This window comes from Nocardia sp. NPDC058497 (assembly GCF_042720195.1).
Classification (GTDB): Bacteria; Actinomycetota; Actinomycetes; order Mycobacteriales; family Mycobacteriaceae; genus Nocardia.
Genome location: NZ_JBHXMY010000517.1, coordinates 1 through 4,181, shown reverse-complemented (window position 1 = coordinate 4,181; position 4,181 = coordinate 1). Strand labels below are relative to the sequence as shown.

General features: G+C 67.0%; 6 protein-coding genes. 4 read left to right on the top strand and 2 right to left on the bottom strand.

All coding sequences use genetic code 11. From position 1 onward, the window contains the following. Both ACFWPJ_RS26225 and ACFWPJ_RS26220 read right to left on the bottom strand, forming a co-directional pair. The coding region (locus ACFWPJ_RS26225) for an oxygenase MpaB family protein (RefSeq protein ID WP_378855146.1) at nt 1-518 on the bottom strand (518 nt) is incomplete at its 3' end. A gap of 88 nt (nt 519-606) precedes the next feature. After that, nucleotides 607-1,773, bottom strand: a complete 1,167-nt coding sequence (locus ACFWPJ_RS26220; RefSeq protein WP_378855142.1) for a thiolase family protein — start codon at nt 1,771-1,773, stop codon at nt 607-609. Nucleotides 1,774-2,196: 423 nt separating this feature from the next. Between ACFWPJ_RS26220 and ACFWPJ_RS26215 the strand changes: the two genes are divergently transcribed. From ACFWPJ_RS26215 to ACFWPJ_RS26200, 4 genes are all read left to right on the top strand, one after another. Further along, nucleotides 2,197-2,421, top strand: coding sequence for a hypothetical protein (locus tag ACFWPJ_RS26215; protein ID WP_378855140.1), 225 nt, complete (start codon nt 2,197-2,199; stop codon nt 2,419-2,421). Further along, nucleotides 2,421-2,606, top strand: coding sequence for a hypothetical protein (locus tag ACFWPJ_RS26210; RefSeq protein WP_378855138.1), 186 nt, complete (start codon nt 2,421-2,423; stop codon nt 2,604-2,606). The genes ACFWPJ_RS26215 and ACFWPJ_RS26210 overlap by 1 nt, the downstream gene beginning before the upstream one ends. A gap of 44 nt (nt 2,607-2,650) precedes the next feature. Next, nucleotides 2,651-3,535: an MlaE family ABC transporter permease gene (locus ACFWPJ_RS26205; protein ID WP_378855136.1), complete on the top strand. Its 885-nt coding sequence runs from the start codon at nt 2,651-2,653 to the stop codon at nt 3,533-3,535. 28 nt (nt 3,536-3,563) lie between these two features. Beyond that, the coding region (locus tag ACFWPJ_RS26200; RefSeq protein WP_378855144.1) for an ABC transporter permease at nt 3,564-4,181 on the top strand (618 nt) is incomplete at its 3' end.

Here is a 4,181-nt window from a genome sequence, read left to right as displayed (position 1 = left end):
GGATAGAAGTGCTCGAGCTCCTCCGGAGTCATCTTGCCGCACAGCAGCTGATGGGTGTCCTCGTAGCCTATGTAGATCGCCGCCGCCACATACAGCTGCAGGTTGCGATCGAAGGCGTTGTACTTCACCTTCGAATTCGGGCCCGATCTGACCTGCCGATGGGCGACGTTCACCGCTTCGCGCATCGCCCGCTTCTCCTCCTCGGAGCCGAGCACCGCGACCGCCAGATAGGACGCGGTGGTACGCAACCGCTTCCACGGATGCACCATCAGCGCACCCGATTCGACCTTGCTCTCCATCACCCCCGCCGCAACCCCGCGGTGCGCGAACTGCATCGCGACATTCGCCGCGGCGCCTGCGAATGCCCAGAAGTCGAGCGCGTCGGCGATGTGCGCGGGCCGTTTGCGCGGCGAGCGGTGATGGTCGGGGATGTGGATGCGTACCTGCTCGAGCGTCAGCGGCGGATGGACCGTCGCCTCCGGCCGCGTGACGTGGCCGGGTTCCTCGGCCACATACATCTCGCTGGTCGGGTCGTCGTAGTCGGGTTCTCCAGGCTTCGCTGCCGTGGTCATCCGGTATTCCTCTCCTGACACGTCCGCTCGGACGTCACAGCCGTTCGATGATCGTCGCGTTGGCCATGCCCCCCGCCTCGCACATGATCTGCAGCCCGTAGCGGCCGCCGGTCTGTTCGAGGTGGTTGACCATCGTGGCGAGCAGGCGGGTGCCCGATCCACCCAGCGGGTGACCGAGGGCGATCGCGCCGCCGCGCGGGTTCACCCGGTCCGGATCGGCACCGAGTTCGTGCTGCCAGACCAGCGGCACGGGCGCGAACGCCTCGTTCACCTCGAAGGTGTCGATGTCGTCGACCGTCAGCGAGACCCGTTCCAGCGCTTTGCGGGTCGCCGGGACGACCGCGGTCAGCATGAGCGTCGGGTCGTCGCCCGCGACGGCGAACGAGTGGAATCGGGCGCGCGGGGTCAGCCCCAGCTTCGCCGCCATGCGCTCGCTCATGATCAGCGCCGCCGACGCGCCGTCGGTCAGCGGCGAGGAGTTTCCGGCGGTCACCGACCAGCTGATCTCCGGAAACCGTTCCAGGAAGGCGGGATCGGTGAAGGCGGGACGCAGGTTCGCCAATCCCTCGACGGTGGTACCCGGCCGGATCGTCTCGTCCGCGTCGAGTTCACCGGCGGCGATCAGCTCGGCGTCGAAACCACCGGCCGCCGCGGTGGCCGCTGCCAGCCGGTGCGAGCGCGCCGCGAACTCGTCGAGGGTCGTGCGATCCAATTTCCATCGGGCGGCGAGGATTTCGGCGGCGATGCCCTGGCCGATCAGACCGGCCGGGTACCGCGCCGCGAGCGGGCCGCGCAGCGCGTCCTTGCCCTGGGCGTTGGAGAACATCGGCGCCCGGCTCATCGACTCGACACCGCAGGCGATCGCCACGTCGTAGGCGCCGGCGAGCACACCCTGCGCGGCGAAGTGCACGGCCTGCTGACTCGAGCCGCACTGCCGGTCGACCGTAGTGGCGGGCACCGACTCGGGGAAACCCGCCGCCAGCACGGCCGTGCGGGTGATGTTGCTCGACTGCTCCCCGCTCTGGGTGACGCACCCGCCGATCACATCGTCGACCAGCGCCGGGTCGATCCCGGTGCGCTCGACCAGATCGGCCAGCACGCCCGCCAGCAGGGTGGCCGGATGCACCGACGACAACCCTCCGCCTGCTTTACCCCGCCCCGACGGCGTACGGACAACATCGACGATGACCGCGGACATCATGATCCTCCTGCACAACCACCGACCCTCGGCGGCTCAACACACTAAGTTAATCATGATTCCGCCAGATTTCATCGCAGATTCCACTACTAAATGCACGGTAGACCAAGTTCGGCGCCGCATGTTGCCGTCAATTCCGCATCATGCCGGTCGGTCGGGGCGCGATGCGCACGCCGCATCGGCGCCGGGCAACACAGCCGGGCGCCGATGCGGCCACCGCCGAGACCCTCGCCGAACACCGCAGGACGTTACTCGCGCGATTTTGCTCACACCAGAGAGAATCCGTAGTAACTTAGCGATGTCGATCAACGCGGTGATCCGCGAACTATCCAGACTTGCAGCGCATTCACTGGGAGATCGACCCGCCGAACACCGAGCCAACGACAGAATGTTCGGAAACATCATCGGAAGGAACACCGGTACCCCATGTTGCGACGGCTGGACAGGCTACTCAGCTACGAGATGAAGGTCTCCGAGTTCCTCGGCACCCTGATCATCATCGGCATCCCGTACGGACTCGTCGGAGTCGTCTGGACCCTCACCCACACCGCTCACCTGCGCAATCTCTACGGCGTCGACCTGGTCATCTCGTTCCTCGGGTCGATCGTGTGCTGGCCGGTGCTCACCTTCGCGAATGTGACGATGACCTGATGATGGCACTGGTCTGGGTCATCGACATCGTGGTGACCGTCGTCAAGATTCTGGGCGGCCGGACGCGGGTGAATCCTGTTCTCCGCGTGGGCATGTGGGTCGCGCTGCTGTGCGTCGTCGCCGTCGGCATCGCCGCGGCCGCCGGCTTCGTCATTCTCCTCGAACGCTGGCTGACCACGCTCTGAGCGGCCGCGAAATCCCCCGCGCAGCAAGAAAGGACCGGTGCAGCGTGACCTCCACCAAGCATCCACCGGCGGGTTCCGCGCCGCCGGGACCGGCCACCGAACCGTCCGAGGTAGGCCGGATCGCCGACAGTGTCTCCGGCCTGTGGCAGCGGCATCCCCAGCAGTCCGTCGAGACCCTGGGCAGGCAGGTGCTGCTCGGCCGGGCCGCGATCGCCCAGCTGTTCCTGTCCCTGGTGCAGCGGCGATTCCCGTTCCAGGAGTTCATCCGCCAGTGCGCCTTCATGGCCAATGTCTCCGCCGTGCCGACAGTGTTCGTCGCGATCCCGGTCGCGGTGGTCGTGTCCATCCAGGTCGGCGCGCTGGTCAACCAGGTCGGCGCCACCACCTTCATCGGCGCGGTGGCAGGGCTCGGGATCATCCGCCAGGGCGCGCCGCTGGTCACCTCGCTGATGATCGCGGGTGCGGTCGGCTCGGCCATCTGCGCCGATTTGGGCTCGCGCACCATCCGCGAGGAGATCGACGCCATGAAGGTGATGGGTGTCGATCCCGTGCGCAGGCTGGTCGCCCCGCGACTGGCCGCGGCGGTTCTGGTCAGCATGTTGCTGTGCGGGTTCATCGTGTTCGTCGGCTTCGCCACGGCCTACCTGTTCAACGTCTACGCCCAGGACGGCACTCCGGGGTCGTTCATCAGCTCGTTCGCGTCCTTCGCGGTCGCCAACGACCTGCTCGTTGCGCTGGTGAAGGCGGCGATCTTCGGCGTGCTCTCCGCGATCATCGCCTGTGATATCGGGCTGCACACCAAGGGTGGACCCGGCGGCGTCGCGAACGCGGTCAACTCGGCGGTCGTCACCTCGGCGCTGATGTTGTTCGCCGCCAACATCATCGTCACCCAGCTCTACAACACGCTGTTCCCCGCGAAGGTGGTGTGAGGTGGCCGCCGAGTACATCCCACCCGCCATGCGTCCGGTCCGTGCCCTCGGCGCGGCGGCCAAGATCCCGTACGTGGCGAATCAGCGCATCGGGCACCAGGCCATCGTCTTCTTCCAGGCGTTGTTCGCCATCCCGTTCACGGTGCGCCACTACCGCAAAGAGGTCGCGCGCCTGGTCGCCGATGTCGGCTGGGGTAACGGCTCGCTGATCGTGGGTGGTGGCACCGTCGGTGTCGTCATCGTGTTGTGCGCGTTCGGCGGCATCACCGTCGGCATGGAGTCCTATACGGCGCTGAACCTGCTGACCATGGGTCCGCTGACCGGCGCGATCTCCGGCTTCGCCACCACCCGCGAGATCGCGCCGATCCTGGCCACGCTCGCCTTCGCCATCCAGTCCGGGTGCCGGTTCACCGCGCAGCTCGGTTCGATGCGGATCTCCGAGGAGATCGACGCGCTCGAGTCGATCGCGATCCGGCCGCTCCCCTACCTGGTGACCACCAGGATGATCGCGGCCACCGTCACCATCGTCCCGCTCTACACGCTGGGGCTGGCGGTGGCCTACCTCGCGACGAAGCTGTCGGTGCTGTTCCTCGGCGGCACCACCGCGGGCACCTACGACCACTACTTCTTCCAGTTCCTGGTCGGC